Raw genomic sequence first — 15,891 nt, 5'->3', positions numbered from 1 at the left:
AGAAGAGGTGTCCTTGGGGGGATTCTTTTGGATCGCGAGTGCCTGATCGGGCGACGCCAAGACACCACAGTTTTAGACAGCAAGCGGAGAACATCATGGACGGAAACAAACTTGGCGGTGCGGGCGGATGCCCTGTCATGCACGGGTCTCACACCGATTTGGAGGCCACTGTCATGGATTGGTGGCCGAATGCGTTGAACTTGGACATTTTGCACCAGCATGATGCGAAGACCAACCCCATGGGGGAAGAGTTTGATTACCGTGAAGAGGTCAAAACCCTCGACCATGATGCTGTGAAGAAAGATCTGTACGCGTTTATGACAGACAGTCAGGACTGGTGGCCAGCAGATTGGGGCCATTATGGCGGCTTGATGATCCGCATGGCGTGGCATGCGGCTGGCACATACCGTCTGGCTGATGGCCGTGGCGGTGGTGCTACGGGAAACCAGCGCTTTGCGCCATTGAACTCGTGGCCTGACAACGTGAACCTCGACAAGGCGCGTCGCCTGCTGTGGCCGATCAAGAAGAAATACGGCAACAAGCTCAGCTGGGCCGACTTGCTGATCCTTGCGGGAAACGCCGCTTACGAATCCATGGGGCTGAAAACCTACGGGTTTGCTTATGGCCGTGCCGATATCTGGGCACCTGAGAAAGACGTCTATTGGGGTGCGGAGAAAGAATGGCTGGCCCCGAGCGACAGCCGCTACGACAACCTTGAAGACCCGTCGACCATGGAGAACCCGTTGGCAGCCGTCCAAATGGGCCTGATCTACGTGAACCCGGAAGGTGTGAACGGTAAGTCCGACCCTCTGAAGAGTGCCTTGCAAGTGCGCGAAACCTTCGCTCGCATGGCGATGGATGACGAGGAAACCGTGGCTCTTACGGCTGGTGGCCACACTGTTGGCAAATGCCACGGGAACGGCAATGCGGACGTGATTGGCGAGTCACCGGAGGGTGCCGGGCTAGAGGGGCAAGGCCTTGGCTGGCACAATCCGACGGGAACCGGCGTGGGTGGCGACACGGTCTCCAGTGGCCTTGAGGGCGCTTGGACCACCAACCCGACCCGGTGGGACAATGGCTATTTCTACCTGCTGTTCACCTATGACTGGGAGCTGACCAAAAGCCCTGCAGGCGCGAACCAGTGGGAGCCGGTCAACATCAAGGAAGAAGACAAACCCGTCGATTCCGCGAACCCGTCCGTGCGCCGCAACCCGATCATGACCGACGCCGATATGGCGATGAAAATGGACCCGATCTACCGCGAGATTTCCGAGAAGTTCTACAAGAACCCCGACTATTTCTCCGAAGTGTTCGCACGGGCTTGGTTCAAGCTGACGCACCGCGATATGGGACCGAAAGTCCGCTACATCGGGCCGGAAGCGCCGCAAGAAGACCTGATCTGGCAAGATCCGGTCCCGGCGGGCAACACCGGTTATGATGTCGATGCGGTGAAGGCAAAGATCGCCCAAAGCGGATTGTCGATGAGCGAGATGGTTTCGACCGCATGGGACAGCGCGCGGACCTATCGCGGCTCTGACATGCGCGGGGGTGCGAACGGTGCGCGTATCCGTCTGGCCCCGCAAAAAGACTGGGACGGTAACGAGCCGGATCGCTTGGCCAAAGTTCTGGGCGTGCTGGAGGGCATTGCGTCCGACACGGGTGCCAGCATAGCGGATGTGATTGTGCTGGCCGGCAATGTCGGTGTCGAGCAGGCGGCGAAGGCCGCGGGCTTTGATGTCACTGTTCCTTTCTCCGCAGGGCGGGGCGATGCGACGGACGAGATGACCGACGCTCCATCCTTCGAGCCGCTGGAGCCGATCCACGACGCCTACCGCAACTGGCTGAAGAAGGACTACGCCGTTGGCGCAGAAGAGCTGATGCTGGACCGCACGCAACTTATGGGCCTGACGGCGCATGAGATGACCGTATTGGTCGGCGGAATGCGGGCTATGGGCACCAATCATGGCGGCACCAAGCACGGCGTGTTCACAGATCGCGAGGGGGCGCTGACGACAGATTTCTTCGTCAACCTCACCGATATCAACAACACGTGGAATCCTGTGGGCAACAATCTCTACGAAATCCGTGATCGCAAGACCGACGCGGTCAAGTGGACGGCCACGCGGGTTGATCTTGTGTTCGGGTCGAATTCGGTGCTGCGGTCTTACGCGGAGGTCTATGCGCAGGACGATAACACAGAGAAGTTCGTAAAGGATTTCGTTGCCGCATGGACCAAAGTGATGAACGCGGATCGTTTCGATCTGGCCTAAGAATAACCCCCGCGCGGCTGTCTGGCTGCGCGGGGGCTTTTTGCCGTCTTACAGGTCTTAATGGGCCATAAACACGGCGACGTCTGTTTGTTCTGACAGGCTGGCGGTGGTGCCACCAAACAGGTTCTCGCGCAGCCGCGAGTGGCCATAAGCCCCAGCAACCACCAAATCCGTCCCGACTTCCGCCGCACGCTCCAAAATGCAAGTGGCAACCTCTTTGCCGCCGCTTGGATGCTGTTCCACCGTGACGTTGCAGCCATGGTGCGTCAGCCACTTCCCGACGTCGGAGCCCGGATTTTCACCGTCTGCCAATTCACTCATTTTCGGGTCAAAGCACGCAATGGTGACGCTTTCAGCCTGTTTGAGCAGAGGGATCGCACGCTTGACCGCGCGGGAGGCCGGCAGGCTTGTGTTCCACGCCACGAGAATATTTTTCGCCGACAAGGTTTTGACGCCCGCGCTATCGTTGAGGACCACAGGGGCCGCAGAGTTGAACAACAGACCGTGAAGGACGTTCTTGAACGTCAGAGGTTCGCTGCGCAACCCGTTGCAAATGAGGGCTAAGTCACACACTTTTGCGCGCCATGAGACCAGCTCTGCCAGCCCTGCGGGTTCTGCGTAAACCGAGGACACGTCCCCCGACAATCCTTCCTTGGCCAGCATGGCCTCGACCTCGTCAAGTTTGGCCTTCAAGTCGGTATTCACCTGCTGGACCGACTCTTGCCACGTATCAGGGACGACGGGGCTTCCATAGGGCAGCATGCCGACGCCGAAATTCGGGAATTGCGGGATGGCACCGACCGCGAGGTAGGCCAGATGAAGATTATGTGCACGCGCCGCATCGGCCACGGGTGACAGGGTCTCCGTCGGGCAGTTCGCTCCGATGATCGATAGGATGGTTGCATTTTTCATATCAAAACCTCTTGGCTGTTTGGCTTAATCTAACACGAATGGTGGGGGTCCTGTTTGCGATGTCTCAATACGCGTGCGAAAAATCCGTGATACACTTGCTTGCAAAGCGACTATTCAACCGGAGCATCCGCAGATTATGGACTACAAGGACTATTACAAGGCTCTGGGCGTCGACCGGACGGCGACTCAGGATGAGATAAAGAAAGCCTATCGCAAGCTGGCGCGAAAATATCATCCGGATGTGAATGCCGATCAAGACGCGGACGCCAAGTTCAAGGAGGCTGGCGAAGCCTTTGCTGTCTTGGGCGACGCCGAGAAACGCGCTGCCTATGATGCGCTCGGGGCAGAGCCGCCTAGGGGCGGGCAGGGCTTCCGACCACCGCCTGATTGGGAGCAGGGCTATCAGTTTTCCGACCCGCCGCATGGTGCGGGCGGTCCCGAGGATGCGGCCTTTAGCGACTTCTTCGAGAACCTGTTCCGCTCTGGCGCGCGGGCTGAGGGACGGACGTCAGGCATGCGGGCCGCAGGGCAAGATCAACATGCCCGCGTGACCCTAGATATCGGGGATGCGTTCAACGGCACCAGCCGCGTTTTAACGATGCGGGTTCCCGAAATGGACGATGCAGGACGGATGATGCTGAAAGATCGCAACGTATCTGTTAAAATCCCTAAAGGCGTTCGTGAAGGCCAGCATATCCGGTTGAAGGGCAAAGGCTCTCCGGGGATTGGTGGCGGACCTGCGGGGGATTTGTTCCTTGAGGTGGCGTTCGCGCCGCATCCGACCTACCGCATCGACGGGCGCGATATCTATGTCGATCTGCCCGTAACCCCTTGGGAGGCGGCATTGGGCGGCAAAGTCACGATGCCAACGCCGGGGGGCGAGGTGGGGATCACCATTCCCGAAAACGCCCGCACCGGCCAGAAGCTACGCCTTAAGGGACGCGGGCTTCCTGGCAAGTTGGCCGGCGATCTTTATGCGGTTCTGAAGATCGTGAACCCGCCCACCACAACGCAGGCGGGGCAGGCGCTGTACGAGCAGATGGCGAAAGAAATGAGTTTTGATCCGCGCAAAAGCATGGAGGCCTAGACCATGAAGAAGGCAAAATCACATAGCGACGAAGACAATCTGGTGGACGAGTTGACCCTGCACGAGCTGTGCCGCTTTTGCGACGCGGACGAGGCTTGGGTGGTGGAGCTGATCCAGCACGGCGTCGTGGAACCGCATGGTGCGGGAGAGGCGGAATACAGCTTCAGCCAGATCAGCGTTTTGCGGGCCAAGAAAGCCCGCAGGCTGGAGCGTGACCTTGGCATCAACATGCCCGGAATTGCTCTGGCGCTGGACCTGTTGGAAGAACGTGACCACCTGCGCCGCTTGCTGGGGCGGTTTGGAATGGCATCATAGTTTGGCGCTATTTGCGCAGTTTGTTGCGTGACTTCAGGTAGAGCCTTCGGTTGAGGGCGACAAATTGCCGTATCGGCTGGGCCAGCAGGCCTTTGTCCGATCCTGTCAGATAAAGATAGCCCGCGAAGGAGCCCAATGCCCCGCCAATCGCGTCAACGATCAGATCGCCCATAGTGTCGTCGAGGCCGGTTTTCTGCATGTTCAACCCGAACAGGCTGTCCATGGTGAACTCGAATACCTCCCAAAGTGCTCCTGTCGTCATGGCAATCGAAAACGCGATCAGCGCCAGCGCCCAGTGCGGGGCCGCGAAACGGTCGCCTTCGAACAGCATGAACGCGAACAAGAATCCGGTGAGGCCGAACCCGATGGCGGAGGTTCCATGGAGCGCGATATCCCACCACCAGAAGCGCCCGTAGAAATCGAAAGCCTCGCCGAGAAAGACCGTGGCAAAGAGAAACATTGTGATCGCCACAACGAACGGAACGGGCAGTGCAATCTTGAAGCGCGACGCCAGCAGGTTGGGGGCCAGTGACAAACCAAAGGTCGCAAAGGCCACGAAGGCCATGGAATAACGGCCCAAGACCAGTGCGATCAGGGACACGGCCAGAAGCAGCCCCCAGATGAGCAACAGCAACGGGCTTTGGTTTTTCAATGTAAATGCCACGTGAACGCCCTCCTTCTTCAAACGTGGGGAGCCTGACCCTATCTATCAAGCATGAGCCGCCTCAAGTCATCCCCGACGCTGCGTGTCGCCAGCTACAACATCCGCAAGGCGCGTGGGCTGGATCAAAGGCGTGACCCGATGCGCATACTTGAGGTCATCAACGGCTTGGAGGCCGATGTGGTGGCTCTGCAAGAGGCCGATATGCGCCTCGGCGCACGCCCCTCAGCCCTCGCACGCGACCTGATCTCACGAGAGACGGATTTCGAGGTCGCACCAATTGCCCGCAACGCAGTGGCGCTTGGCTGGCATGGCAATGCTGTGCTGGTGCGCAAGGGCATCTCGGTTGGCAAGGTGACGCATCTGGACCTGCCCGGCCTGGAGCCACGCGGGGCGGTGCGCCTGACATTGGGCGGGCCGTTCGAACTGGACTTGATCGCGGCGCATCTGGGCCTGATCCGGCGGAACCGCGTGCAGCAATTCGAGACCATTCTGAAACAGACCGATAGGGACCGCCCGACGGTCCTGATCGGTGATTTCAACGAATGGTCGACCCGCCGCGGCATGGAGCCTTTGGCGGGACGCTTCGAGGTTCACATTCCAGGGCAATCCTTTCATGCGCGACGTCAGATCGCCTCGCTTGATCGGATTGCCTTAAGTGGCGGCCTCGAGTTGCGCAGCGCTGGCGTCGAAGAAGGACCATTGGCGCGCCGCGCGTCGGACCATCTACCGATCTGGGGCGACATCGCTCCCGTCTAGATGTGGAACATCGTTCCGACGAAATAGGCAATCGCCGCGGCCGTCGAGCCGATGGCAAGTGTTTCCAACCCCGACCGCCACCACGGTGCCAGCGACCAGCGGCTTTTGCCGGTGCCGATGGCGAAGAACACCAAGGCCGTGGCACAGGCCGCGATCAGGAACGGGTTGGGCAACCCCAGCAGGAACGGCAACAGCGGTACGATGCCTGCAACCAGAAACGCCGCGAAAGTTGCGATGGCCGCCTTCATTGGGGCAGGGGGTGTCGGGGCCAAACCGTATTCATCGGTCAGCATGATCTCCACCCATTTTTCCGAATTGTTGGTGATCGCGTCCGTCGCATCTTCCAGCAACGCGCCGCTGAGGCCTTTGAGTTCCAATATCTGGCGCAACTCCTCGCGCTCACCTTCAGGGTATTCCTTGATGTGCCGATGCTCCAGCGCGCTCAGCCGGTTGCGGTCATCCAGATCGGCCTTGGTGCCGGAATAGTTGCCAGCCGCCATGGAAAACCCGTCCGCCAGCACATTGGCAATGCCTAAGGCGATGATGATGGTCGGCGACAGCCCTGCACCCTGAACTCCGGCGACGATGGCAAATGTCGTCACCGCGCCGTCAATCCCGCCATAGATCATGTCGCGCAGATGCGAGGCTTGACCCTCGCCGGAAATCCGCTTGGCGATCTCGGCTTTGCTGTGTCCGTGGTCCTGCATCGGCGGGTTTCCTCCTAAAAACCCATTCTGGCAGGGGATGGCAAAGGTGACCTTGACCAAAATCAAAGAGCATTTTGTATAAAGGTGAAATACTGCAACTGCCTTTTACCCAGGAGACTGCACCATGGCTGCCAAAACAACATCTACAACCAAACCCGCCTTAGACAATCCGGCGCTTGCCGCAATCCGCGATATGCAAAGCGCGGGCTTTGCCTCGACCTCCACGATGGGGACGGCATGGCTGGAAGCGATGAGCGATCTCGGCTCTGAAGTTCTAAGCTTTGTCGCTGATCGTGTGAAAGAAGACGTAAAGACTCAGCATCAGATTTTGCATGCAAAATCACTGGCGCAGGTTCAGCATATTCAGGCGGAGTTCGTGCAGAAAGCGGTGGATCAGTACTCTGCCGAAACGGGCAAGCTGGTCGAACTGGGCAAAGTCGCCATGGCGAAGATGCCTGCCACCAAAATAATGCCCGACTAGATTGGGCGCGATCACGCCGCATTGGTATTTGATATAGATTAAGGATCGCCCGGCGGCGTGATGCTAGCACTTGTGAAATTGCAGCATCACGCGGGGTTTCCCGCAGTTCCAAGCGGAGGACTACCCTATGGTGAAGACCCGAAAGATAACGCCTGAAATCAGTGTCTGTGCGCAACCATCTGCCAAGGATTTGGCGTTGATCCATACGCTTGGCTTCAACTCGATTGTCAGCAACCGCCCAGACGGCGAAGCGATTGATCAAAGCCTGTTTGAGGAAATGCGCCAAGCCGCGGTCTATGCCGGGATGGAGGCTGCATATTTGCCGATTGATATGAGTGGTCCAACGGCGGATGACGTCGATGCGATGGCCGCGTTGATGAAAACGCTGCCTCACCCCATCCTGGCCTATTGCGAAACCGGAGCGCGGTGCGAAGCGCTGGTCAACGCATTAATGGCGAAAGAAGCCTGAGGATCTGCATTGCTGGCTATATCTGGTGGCATGCCTGCGACAGTGACGTTACCCTGATCCAAGTGATTTAGGTTTTGGAAGATCAGGGAACTGGCACCGTTGATTAAAGCTTTGTTTGTCGGATCCGTGGTGATCATAATCTCGATGCTAATCGCAGCGTGGTTGTTCGAAATTGCCGGACGGGCGCTCCGCAAGGTTGATGCCCGCCTGCGGCGCAAAGGCCGTGCGGTCCAGACCCTTGTCGTGTTGATCATCGCACTGTTCTGGATATTGACGGTGCTGACCTTGTCGATTTGGGGATGGGCAGGGGTTTATCTTTATATCGGCCTGTTTGATCGCCTCGAAACCGCGCTCTACTTCGCGATCGTATCGTTCACGACTGTTGGTTACGGCGACGTCGTGATTGACGAGAACTGGCGTTTGCTGGCCGGGATGACGGCCACAAACGGGCTGTTGGTGTTTGGCCTGTTCACCGCGTTTTTGGTCGAAGTTCTGGATGTTGTTCGGTTCCGGCAACGCTAGATGCTTCGTTGCCGGAACGAAACGGGGGTCAGCCGCCGCCGTACAGATACACCGGCAACCACGTCGCGATAGCGGGGAAGGCGAAAACCATCCCGAGGCCGACCAGCTGGATCACCATGAACTGCATCATGCCCAGATAGATGTCCTTTAGGTCCCACTCCGGCACCACGCCTTTCAGAAAGTAGGCCGATAGCGCCACGGGCGGACTGAGCCACGCGGTTTGCAGACAGACCGCCACAAGGATCGCGAACCACAGCATGTCGACCTGCAACTCCAGCAGCACAGGTGCGAGGATCGGCAGGATGATCAGCACAATCGGCACCCATTCCAGCGGCCAGCCCAGCACGAAAACCAGCGCGAGGATCAAGATCACCACCACGGATGCCGACACGTCGAGGTTCAGCAACAGCTCGGTGATCATTGTTGGCGTACCAAGGCGGGAGAACACCGCGCCAAAGAAGTTGGACGCCGCCACAAGGAACAGGATCAGCACCGAGATTTCCAAGGTTTTGATCAACGCGTCGTAGAAGCCTTTCAGCGTGAACTTGCGGTAACCCATCGCCAGCAGGATGGAGCCGAACGCGCCCATACCTGCGCCCTCGGTGGGCGTGGCCAACCCGAACAGGATCGAGCCGAGCGCGAAGGCGATCAGGATCGTGGGTGGCACAAACCCCCAAAGCAGTTCCCAAGCGATCTTGCTTTTGTCCGGCTCGATCAGCTCTTCCGGCAAGGGCGGGCCAAGCTTGGGGTTTATCCAGCAGCGCCCGACCGCATAGATCAGGTATAGCGCAGCCATCATGACGCCCGGAATGATCGCGGCGGCGAACAGGTCGGTGACCGGGATTTCCAGCACAGGGCCCATGACCACCAGCATAATCGACGGCGGGATCAGGATGCCCAAGGTTCCGCCCGCCGTGATCGTCCCTGCGGCCAGCCGCACGTCATAGCCGGAGCGATTCATGGTTTTCGCCGCCATGATGCCCAGAATGGTGACCGAAGCCCCCACGATGCCCGTTGCTGCGCCAAAGACCACGGAGACGAACAGCACGGCCACATAAAGCGAGCCTTTCATGCGGGCCAGCATCATCTGGATCGCCGCGAAGAGGCGTTCCATCAAGCCTGCCTGTTCCATCATAAAGCCCATGAAGACAAATAACGGGACAGCCGCGAGGGTCTGCTCCATCATCGAGTTGTAGAATTGCAGGGTCATCAGGAAGATGGTCAGCTTTACTCCAAATCCCCACGCGCCGAAGACGACACCAAGGAAGATCAGGGTGAAGGAAATGGGGAAGCCGATGAAAATCGCGAACAGCATTGCCCCGATCATGAACAGGCCAATTATTTCATTAGAGAATTCCATTAGACCGGCCACTTTCCACGGGTCGCGGCGTACCACGATTTGAGTATTTCAGACACGCCTTGGATGCAGAGGAAAAACACACCGGTGGTCAGAGCGATTTTGACGGGCCACACGATGGGCGCCCAGGTGCTGTCGCCCGCACGCTCGCCCTGAAGGAAGGACTTTAGCGAGAAGTCGTAACCGGCTTTCAGGAAGAACATCATCGAGGGCATGAACAGCACGAGATAAAGGATCAGGTCGACGCGGCCTTGCGTGCGCTCGGTGAAGCCGCGGTAAAGGAAGTCGGCTCGGATGTGCAACCCGCGCATCAGCGCGTAGGCAGCCCCCAGCATGAAGGACACGCCGTAAAGGATGCGAGATAGATCATAGGCCCATAACGTGGGCGCAAGAAAGAAGCTGCGCGCGATAACCTCGTAGAACATCCCGAAGATGATCGGCACCACCAGCAAGCAGGCGATCCGGCCTTGCCAATTGGAGAAATTGTCGATGGCGTAAATGGCCTTGCGGGCAAGGGGGTGCATGTCGTCGGGCAGTTTCTTGCCCACGGCTCCGCCCGCATCCGCGAGAAGCTCGTCGCCGACATTCTCGTATTCCGAGAAGTCGATCTTGTCTTGATCTTCGTTGATCATGGGACTGTTCCCCTTGGCGATAAGGCCGTGACGTTTGAGGTCCTGCCCGCAATACGTGACGCGGGCAGGGAAGGTCAGGCGTTACTTGCCTGCAGCCAGTTCAGCCGCATAGGCGCGGCCCAGATTGGCGTTGGAGGTCTGTGCACCGGCCCAGAACGGAACTGCGGTCCGTGCGAAGTCCTTCTGAGACTGCCACACTTCCGCAAAGAACGCGTTGTCGGCGGCGTTGGTTTCCAGAGCCTTGTTGGCAGCGGCCATATACTCGGTGAAGTAGTCGGCAGGCGTGTCATGCAAGATCACGCCGTCCTCGTTCACCAGCTTGTCCAGTGCCAGCCCGTTTTCGCGGATGCGGTAGGCCATGGACTTCATCAGCGACGCGTTGGCGGCCACTTCGATGGCTTTCTGCTGCAAGGGTGTCAAGGATTTTTAGACGTCGCCATTGATGTAAAGATCAGCGTTCACAACCACTTGGTGCAAGCCTTGAAGGTAGTAATGCTTCAGGACTTTCTGGAAACCAAAGACGCTGTCAGGCTTAGGGCAGCACCATTCCGCCGCGTCGATTGTGCCTTTTTCCAGCGCGGGCAGGATGTCCCCACCGCCCATGGCAACCGAGGCCACGCCGATGTCCTTATAGGTCTGGCCCGGAATGCCCGGAGGTGTCCTGAAGCGGTATTTGCGGAAGTCGGCCATGGTCTCGATGGGTTCTTTGAACCAACCCAGAGCCTCTGGGCCAACCGGTTGCAGCATGAAGCCTTTGACGTTCACGCCCATCTCGACCCACAGCTGGTCATACAGCTCCTTGCCGCCTGCATTCAGGAACCACGACATGAACGCGATGTTGTCGATGCCGACACCGGCACCGGCCACAGGCGAGCCGAAGAGCATGGCGGCGGGGTGCTTGCCGGACCAGTAATGCGTCCAAGCGAAGCCGCCCTCGATCAGGCCCGCGTCAACCGCGTCCAGCGTTTCCTGCACGCCCACGACGGAGCCTGCGGGCAGCACTTCGATGACGACTTCACCGTCGGTCAACGCTTTCACGTCTTCGGCGAAGTCTTTCAGCATGACGATTTCATCCGCAGATGACGGAATAACCGACTGCACGCGAATTGTGGTCTCGGCAAATGCCGCCGAGGCCAACATCGACAAGCCTAGCGCGCCTGCCGTGATGGTTTTCAAGTTCAACATAAGGTCCTCCCTTAAGGTCCAAGCCTTCTGCTTCATCTTTGGCGGATCGGGGAAGGCATCCCGAGCCGCCTTTTCTTCAACGGGTCACCGCGCTCCTCCTCCAAGGTGCGGTGGTTGAATTCTGCGAGCAGGGGCTAGTGGCCCTTGCCCATCTCATACCCTTCGATCCAGCCCATCATCGGGCCGATCCCGGTACTGGCGTCAAAGACGCCGCGGTAGAACATCTCGCCGGCCACGTAGAGCAGCACGATCAGCCCCAGCCAGCTGATCCAAGGATAGTGGGTTAACAGTTTCATGATCATGGTTGCGGCAAAGGCCATCAACACGATGGCAAGGCCAAGCCCGAAGATCAGCATATTGGTGTCGCCATCGGCAATCGCGGCAACGGCCAGCACGTTATCAAGCGACATCGAGACGTCAGCGATGGTGATCGACAGCAGCGCCGAGGCCATCGTCCGCGTGGGCTTGCCGGTATAGCCTCTGTTCGGGTCTTCGGCGCGCTCTAGCGCAAGTTCGGCCTGTTCATCTACGTTATCGCGAATTTCGGTGTAGAGCCGCCAGCACACCCAAAACAGCAGCAGGGAGCCAACAAACAAGATGCCGGGAATGCCCAGCAGTTTCGTCGCGACCACAGCGAAGGCGATGCGCAAAACAGCGGCGATGATCATGCCGTAGAGAATGGCCTTCTTGCGTAATTCAGGCGCAAGACCTGCCGCCGCCATGCCGATGATCAACGCGTTGTCGCCTGACAGGATCAGGTCAGCGACGACGATTTTGCCGAAATCCAGTAAAGTGTCGATCATGCTGCGGTGTCCTCAAGGATCATATCAGAGACTTTCTCGCCGATCATGATCGCCGGCGCGTTGGTGTTGCCGCTCACGATCGTCGGCATGATGGAGCAGTCCGCGACCCGCAAACCTTCGATGCCATGCACCCGTAAGCGCGCGTCAACGACGGACATGTCGTCTTGCCCCATCTTGCAGGTCCCGGTCGGGTGGTAGATCGTAACGGCGGTGTTGCGCGCCCAGTCGAGGGTGCCGTCATAGTCGTTAAAGGCCACGTCCTGACCCGGCGCAAACTCCTCAAGAATATGTTCTTTTAGCGGGCTGAACTCTGTGATGCGCCGGGCGATCTGGATGCCTTTCACGATCGTACGTTGGTCGGTTTCCGTCGCCAGATAATTCGGGTGGATGGCGGGGTGGTCCTGCCAATTGGCCGATTTCAACTCAAGATGGCCCGCGCTTTCGGGGCGCAGTTGCAAGACCGACGCGGTAAAGGCCGAGAATTTATGCGGGCCTTCCGCAGGATGCGTCGCAGAAAAGGGCTGTATGTGAAACTGGATGTCGGGGACCTCCATATGTGGCTCTGTCTTGAGAAAGCCGGTGCCAAGGCTCGCGGCCATCGCCATCGGGCCGGTGCGTTTCAGCGCGTATTCCAACGCGATCAGACCCTGCTTGAAGTAGTTGGACACTTCCACGTTGATGGTCGACAGGTCCGTTTTAAACACCGGACGGGCTTGCAGGTGATCTTGAAGGTTGCGCCCGACGCCCTTCAGCTCATGCACCATGTCGATGCCATGAGGTTTGATCGTGTCCACATCCCCGATGCCCGACAACATGAGGATTTGCGGGGAACCTATTGATCCTGCTGACAAAATAACTTCCCGTCGCGCGCGAATTTCGGTGTGCTGGCCGTTGATGTCAACCTGCACGCCGACGACCCGTTTACCATCAAGGACGAGCCGTTTGGCTTGGGCATGCGTGATAACCTCAAGGTTTTGACGACCACGGGCTGGTTTCAAATAGGCCACCGCCGAAGAGCAACGGCGACCCTTCGACATCGTGAGTTGGAAATAGCCCACGCCCTCTTGGTCGCCATCGTTGTAATCGGGGTTCTTTTTATAGCCAGCGGCCTCGGCGGCGTCGATCCACTTGTCCACGATATCCCGCTTCAGGCGCGTGGGGGAAACTTGCAAAGGTCCGCCAGTTCCACGGTCCGCACCAATGTCTGCGCCAAGCCAGTTTTCCGATTTCTTAAAGTAGGGCAGGACATGGTCCCAGTCCCATCCGGCATTTCCCAGTTGGGCCCAATGATCGTAATCTTGCGATTGACCGCGCACATATAGCAGACCGTTGATCGAGGAAGAACCGCCCAGAACACGGCCACGCGGCCACGGGATAGACCGCCCGTTCAAGCCCGGATCGCTGGCCGCCTTGTAGCGCCAGTCCGTTTTCGGGTTATCCATGGTTTTGAAATAGCCAACGGGGATGTGGATCCACGGATTGCTGTCGCGCCCGCCTGCTTCGAGCAGGGCAACGCTATGTTTACCGCTCTCGGAAAGGCGGTTCGCAATAGCGCATCCAGCCGAGCCGGCGCCCACAATCACATAGTCAAATTCCAAAAATCCCTCCAGATATCAAAAATTGAGACTTGTGGTCTCGTTTTTGATGGGTTTAACCTACAGGGATTCGCGACTGAAACAAGTGATTTCCATTTTTCGGTTGCGTGGCGGGCTGAGCGAGAAGGTCTCAGGCGCGTTTGCCTTGGAGGACTTATGTCAGCGACCGGAACTCAACAGACCGACACGGATGCGCGTATCCCGACAAATATGCGCACGTTGTTATTGCTGGAAGCATTGGGGCATAGCGACAAGGCCATGACACCGACCGAGATGAACGCTTCGGTCGGATTGCCCAAGCAAACCGTGCATCGGCTTTGCACCACATTGGAGGCCGAGGGGTTTTTGGTGCGCGACGGTGACGGCAAAGGCTACCGCGCCGCACGCCGCACGCGTCTGATGTCGGCGGGGTTGCTGCATGCAAGCTGGGCCAATATCGCGCGCCACCAAGTGCTGTCGGAAATTGCCAAAACGGTTGGGGAAACGGTGAACTACGTTGTGCCGGAAGAGGCGGGGATGCGTTATCTGGACCGTGTGGATACCGACTGGTCATTTCGCATTCAGCTGCCTGTGGGCACGAATGTGCCATTTCATTGCACGGCGTCGGGCAAGGTGTTCATGGCTTCGTTGACCCCGAAAGCGCGGGTCGCCTTCGTAACTGCGCTGAACTTGACGGGCCATACCCGCAAAACCCATGTGTCAGCCGAGGCATTGATGGCGGAGCTGAAGCAGATCGCAAAGCAAGGCTATGCCGAAGATGACGAAGAATTTCTGGATGATATGGTCGCCGTAGCGGTGCCTATCCGTGATTTGACGGGGCGCTACGTCGCCTCGTTGGCGGTACATGGTCCGACCCAAAGGATGAGCCTGTCCCATGCGCGCGACATGCTTCCGGTGCTGCAATCGGGGGCAGAGAAGCTTCGCGATGCGTTGTTTATCTAGGGATGTAAAATCACTTTGGGCGTCATAACGCGGCCCCCAAGGATGTCCGCAAAGGCTTGCGGCCCTTCTGACAGCGGGCGGGCTTCGGCCCAATCGAGCGCACCCAGACGCCCGTCTGCCATGGCTGCAACGGTGTCTTGGAAGTCTTTCTCGGTATAGGCGTAAGTCCCGAAAACTGTTATTTCCTGCAAGGTTATGCGGCGAACATCAAGTCCTCCGTTGCTGTCACCAAGACCGATATGGCAGATCGTTGCGCCAGGGGCTGCCATGGCGCAGGCCGCCTCGCGGGTGGCCTTATAGCCGACGCAATCAACAACCAACGCGGCTTGGCCCATGGAAATATCCGAAGGCTCGCACACTGGAATGTCGATCAGCCCGCGCAAATGTGCAGCGCGGAGCGGGTTGGTTTCGATCAAGGTCACGTCTGTCGCGCCAAACGCTTTCAGCGCCAAGGCAGACCCGAACCCGATAGCCCCGCCGCCAATCACGACCGTAGGGGCGGTGAGGTCGACATAGGGCTGCGCCGCGCAGAGCCGTATGGCGTGCCAGCACACGGCCAGCGGCTCTGCCAGTGCGGCTTGGTCGAAACTCAGGTGGTCGGGCAGGGCGATCAGATTGCCTTCGGGCATCGTCAGCCATTGCGCGAAAGCCCCTTCGCGCGGTGGCATGGAAATGATCTGGCGGGTGGGGCAAAGATTGGTGCGCCCGCTGCTGCATGCCGGGCAGGTGCCGCAGGTTACCAAAGGATTAACCGTGACGCGGGTTCCGGTCTTAGGGCCAGATGTCACAACGCCCGCAGCTTCGTGGCCAAGCACCAGCGGGGCGGGTCGGCGGTCGTCGTGCCCTAGATAGCCGTGCATGTCCGATCCGCAAATTCCGACCGATTTCACCTCAATCAAAGCCTCCCCGTCCTGCGCAGTCGGGGTTGGGAGGTCTTGCATCTCCATGGCCTTGGGGGCGGTGTAGACGAGTGCTTGCATCGGGTGGCCCTATTTTTTGCAGGTTTGGCCCAGCTTTGCTGGAGGTGCGATGTCGAGCAAGGGATAACTCGCAATTCTTGGGCACATTTCGCCGTTAGGCACTTGCCGTAAGGTTAAGAAAAACCACAACATATGGGAATAGATCAAATATATCGGCTTTTCCCCTTGGATAAATCGAACATTTCTGATTTAAGATCGCTTAATAAATCGAGGT

18 protein-coding genes are annotated in these 15,891 nt (G+C 58.4%); 8 read left to right on the top strand and 10 right to left on the bottom strand.

All coding sequences use genetic code 11. From position 1 onward, the window contains the following. The first annotated feature begins 95 nt into the window (after positions 1-95). Entirely contained in the window at positions 96-2,270 is a 2,175-nt protein-coding gene (gene katG, locus BUB72_RS01260; protein WP_073139284.1) for a catalase/peroxidase HPI, read from the top strand. A gap of 57 nt (positions 2,271-2,327) precedes the next feature. Here the strand turns inward: katG and BUB72_RS01255 are convergent, their stop codons facing one another. Continuing rightward, positions 2,328-3,182 (bottom strand): universal stress protein, encoded by an 855-nt coding sequence (locus BUB72_RS01255; protein ID WP_073139281.1) that lies wholly within the window; start codon positions 3,180-3,182, stop codon positions 2,328-2,330. 136 nt (positions 3,183-3,318) lie between these two features. Here BUB72_RS01255 and BUB72_RS01250 point away from each other — a divergent pair, with 136 nt between their 5' ends. Both BUB72_RS01250 and BUB72_RS01245 read left to right on the top strand, forming a co-directional pair. Further along, positions 3,319-4,269, top strand: coding sequence for a DnaJ C-terminal domain-containing protein (locus BUB72_RS01250; RefSeq protein WP_073139278.1), 951 nt, complete (start codon positions 3,319-3,321; stop codon positions 4,267-4,269). Between the two features lie 3 nt (positions 4,270-4,272). After that, entirely contained in the window at positions 4,273-4,584 is a 312-nt protein-coding gene (locus BUB72_RS01245; RefSeq protein WP_073139273.1) for a chaperone modulator CbpM, read from the top strand. A gap of 7 nt (positions 4,585-4,591) precedes the next feature. Here the strand turns inward: BUB72_RS01245 and BUB72_RS01240 are convergent, their stop codons facing one another. Next, positions 4,592-5,248 (bottom strand): DUF2238 domain-containing protein, encoded by a 657-nt coding sequence (locus tag BUB72_RS01240; RefSeq protein WP_073139270.1) that lies wholly within the window; start codon positions 5,246-5,248, stop codon positions 4,592-4,594. Between the two features lie 51 nt (positions 5,249-5,299). On the opposite strand from BUB72_RS01240, the gene BUB72_RS01235 reads away from it, so the two are divergent. Beyond that, positions 5,300-6,004, top strand: a complete 705-nt coding sequence (locus tag BUB72_RS01235) for an endonuclease/exonuclease/phosphatase family protein (RefSeq protein WP_073139267.1) — start codon at positions 5,300-5,302, stop codon at positions 6,002-6,004. Here the strand turns inward: BUB72_RS01235 and BUB72_RS01230 are convergent. Then, complete coding sequence (locus BUB72_RS01230) at positions 6,001-6,711, bottom strand: VIT1/CCC1 transporter family protein (protein WP_073139264.1); 711 nt, start codon at positions 6,709-6,711, stop codon at positions 6,001-6,003. The genes BUB72_RS01235 and BUB72_RS01230 overlap by 4 nt on opposite strands. Before the next feature lie 124 nt (positions 6,712-6,835). Between BUB72_RS01230 and BUB72_RS01225 the strand changes: the two genes are divergently transcribed. From BUB72_RS01225 to BUB72_RS01215, 3 genes are all read left to right on the top strand, one after another. Further along, complete coding sequence (locus BUB72_RS01225) at positions 6,836-7,192, top strand: phasin family protein (RefSeq protein WP_073139260.1); 357 nt, start codon at positions 6,836-6,838, stop codon at positions 7,190-7,192. A 127-nt stretch (positions 7,193-7,319) separates the two neighbouring features. Next, the gene (locus tag BUB72_RS01220; protein WP_073139255.1) at positions 7,320-7,661 is read left to right on the top strand and encodes a protein tyrosine phosphatase family protein; all 342 of its coding nucleotides are present in this window, start codon (positions 7,320-7,322) and stop codon (positions 7,659-7,661) included. 126 nt (positions 7,662-7,787) lie between these two features. After that, complete coding sequence (locus BUB72_RS01215; protein WP_217653832.1) at positions 7,788-8,183, top strand: potassium channel family protein; 396 nt, start codon at positions 7,788-7,790, stop codon at positions 8,181-8,183. A gap of 28 nt (positions 8,184-8,211) precedes the next feature. Here BUB72_RS01215 and BUB72_RS01210 read toward each other — a convergent pair whose 3' ends face one another. From BUB72_RS01210 to BUB72_RS01190, 6 genes are all read right to left on the bottom strand, one after another. Next, the gene (locus BUB72_RS01210; protein ID WP_073139252.1) at positions 8,212-9,543 is read right to left on the bottom strand and encodes a TRAP transporter large permease; all 1,332 of its coding nucleotides are present in this window, start codon (positions 9,541-9,543) and stop codon (positions 8,212-8,214) included. Further along, positions 9,543-10,172: a TRAP transporter small permease subunit gene (locus BUB72_RS18985; protein ID WP_073139249.1), complete on the bottom strand. Its 630-nt coding sequence runs from the start codon at positions 10,170-10,172 to the stop codon at positions 9,543-9,545. Before BUB72_RS18985 ends, BUB72_RS01210 begins: the two co-directional genes overlap by 1 nt. Positions 10,173-10,253: 81 nt before the next feature. After that, complete coding sequence (locus tag BUB72_RS18980; protein WP_245814684.1) at positions 10,254-10,592, bottom strand: type 2 periplasmic-binding domain-containing protein; 339 nt, start codon at positions 10,590-10,592, stop codon at positions 10,254-10,256. A gap of 6 nt (positions 10,593-10,598) precedes the next feature. Next, positions 10,599-11,357 carry a type 2 periplasmic-binding domain-containing protein gene (locus tag BUB72_RS01200; protein WP_245814683.1) on the bottom strand — a complete coding sequence of 253 codons (759 nt, stop codon included), beginning with the start codon at positions 11,355-11,357 and terminating at the stop codon, positions 10,599-10,601. Between the two features lie 134 nt (positions 11,358-11,491). Continuing rightward, positions 11,492-12,160: a TerC family protein gene (locus tag BUB72_RS01195; RefSeq protein ID WP_073139246.1), complete on the bottom strand. Its 669-nt coding sequence runs from the start codon at positions 12,158-12,160 to the stop codon at positions 11,492-11,494. Beyond that, positions 12,157-13,758, bottom strand: coding sequence for a GMC family oxidoreductase (locus tag BUB72_RS01190; protein ID WP_073139243.1), 1,602 nt, complete (start codon positions 13,756-13,758; stop codon positions 12,157-12,159). Before BUB72_RS01190 ends, BUB72_RS01195 begins: the two co-directional genes overlap by 4 nt. A gap of 153 nt (positions 13,759-13,911) precedes the next feature. Here BUB72_RS01190 and BUB72_RS01185 point away from each other — a divergent pair, with 153 nt between their 5' ends. After that, positions 13,912-14,697 (top strand): IclR family transcriptional regulator, encoded by a 786-nt coding sequence (locus tag BUB72_RS01185; RefSeq protein ID WP_073139238.1) that lies wholly within the window; start codon positions 13,912-13,914, stop codon positions 14,695-14,697. On the opposite strand, the gene BUB72_RS01180 is transcribed toward BUB72_RS01185, so the two are convergent. Continuing rightward, positions 14,694-15,677, bottom strand: a complete 984-nt coding sequence (locus BUB72_RS01180) for an alcohol dehydrogenase catalytic domain-containing protein (protein ID WP_073139234.1) — start codon at positions 15,675-15,677, stop codon at positions 14,694-14,696. The genes BUB72_RS01185 and BUB72_RS01180 overlap by 4 nt on opposite strands. Positions 15,678-15,891 lie beyond the last annotated feature (214 nt).

Origin of the sequence: Litoreibacter ascidiaceicola, assembly GCF_900129235.1 — a bacterium.
Lineage (GTDB): Bacteria > Pseudomonadota > Alphaproteobacteria > Rhodobacterales > Rhodobacteraceae > Litoreibacter > Litoreibacter ascidiaceicola.
The sequence above is the reverse complement of the archived record's forward strand: the minus strand, read 5'-3'. Positions and strand labels throughout refer to the sequence as shown.